The 1592-nt window shown below is 40.5% G+C and carries 4 protein-coding genes; all 4 read right to left on the reverse strand.

Going from position 1 to position 1592, the window contains the following annotated elements:
* A partial coding sequence (locus BZG75_RS15090) for a transposase (protein WP_158009986.1) occupies positions 1-146 on the reverse strand: 146 nt, incomplete at its 3' end.
* Positions 147-156: 10 nt separating this feature from the next.
* A complete protein-coding gene (locus tag BZG75_RS15095; RefSeq protein WP_077577419.1) occupies positions 157-345 on the reverse strand; it encodes a hypothetical protein in 189 nt (62 codons plus the stop codon).
* A gap of 203 nt (positions 346-548) precedes the next feature.
* On the reverse strand, positions 549-911 hold the full coding sequence (locus tag BZG75_RS15100) for a hypothetical protein (RefSeq protein ID WP_077577420.1): 363 nt from the start codon (positions 909-911) through the stop codon (positions 549-551).
* A gap of 82 nt (positions 912-993) precedes the next feature.
* On the reverse strand, positions 994-1592 hold a 599-nt coding region (locus BZG75_RS15105; RefSeq protein WP_108742933.1), incomplete at its 5' end, for an ISAs1 family transposase.

Genomic DNA, 1592 nt, shown 5'->3' on the forward strand with positions numbered 1-1592 from the left:
CATTTCGATAGCATGAATGGATGGATATCAAGCGCCTCTGCAACCGACTTCACWGTTCGATGCGTCTCATAGCTCCATTCAACCGCTTTTAGTTTGAAGTCTAGTGAATATTGCGCTGTCTTTTTACCCGTTTTATAGGCTGGCATACTGACCTCCTCAGGTCGTCGATGCGTGTCCAGTAAAACGGATCAAGTCCACTGCCTTATCACCTTTGATTGTTAGTACGACTGGTAATGAAGGTTTTAGGAAGCCACCTTTAGTCATTGCGACATAAGTACCATCAGCATTACCACCACAACCTACGAGACTAAAACCTAAGATTGTCGTGAGAATCAATTTTTTCATTTAAATTTCCTTATCTTATGGACATTGAATTACTGAAACCAGAATATCACAATGTAAAAAGTAATGATCTAAGAAAGATATATAAAATTTGTGAGGCAGTTCAAGCTTAGTCACACATTAGGTAACCTAACGTGAAACTTCGCGGCAATTTTGGAACCGTAAAACGGATCAAGTCCATGAGTGACTTAAGCGCCTTGTTATACCTACTTACGCTTTCTCTTAAGTTTGAATACTCCTGCAATTTCTACTTCTTCCCAGTCTGTGAAAATTCCAATAACAACTATCCCACCAATTGCTGCCATAAGACTAATTACTCCAGTAGAAGCTGCCGCACCAGAAGCCCCCATAAAACTAACCATTGTTGCAGGTACACTTGCCCCACCTGTAAAAGGAATGAAGGGTATTGCAGCGACAATGGCAGCAATTGCATATGGCCCAGCTTTCCTTATCAATGCAACTGATTTTAACTTTTTCTCTAGTGAGTGGTTTTCAATAACAATTTCATCTACATCACTTTTTAATGCTTTCTTGAGTTCTTTTTTATCCCTAACAATTACAGACTTCATGTGTTTCCTTTTATTGAATTATCCAGTAGATATAACGAATGACATGGATTCTCCCTCCACGGAAAACGCATGAACATCCGCGTCATGAAAGGCTTCCCAGCACGGTCGCCAAGTACTCTTGGTCCATCGCGCACATCATTCGCTTGCGTTGAATGCCGGCTTTGAAACTCTTCTCTTGCTTTAATAAATTCAAAACCATTTGCCTTATTCGTGCAAAAACTTCAGCTCGGTCATCTACCCTAATTCGGCAGGCATCTTCTTTTAATCCAACATCGAGTTGCCAATGCATTGATTCAATTAGCCAGTGCGAGCGAGTGGCATCATGAAGCTCTTTCGCTGTCAGTGCTTTTGAACTTATATAATAGCGCACAGAAATATCGGATTCGTCGGCGTGTTTGCCTTCTTGTCGAACACTCACCATGATGCCCATCGTTTTTAGTTCAGGCCAATCATAAGCCAAATCACCTAATACACTTAAATCGGTATTGATGAGTGCACATCGTGTTTCTAAACGTCCATGCGATTTCTCTTGTGATGAGTAGCTATCACCATCAAAGTTTTGAAGCATTGAAGGCCGGTAATAATTATCAAACGCTTTGTCTAACTTACCTTGTTTTCCTTTAACAGCGAGCAAATAATCGGCATTTTTATTAATGATTTTCTGTGCGATTTTTCGCTGAC

Source organism: Salinivibrio sp. AR640 (assembly GCF_001995405.1).
GTDB lineage: Bacteria > Pseudomonadota > Gammaproteobacteria > Enterobacterales > Vibrionaceae > Salinivibrio > Salinivibrio costicola.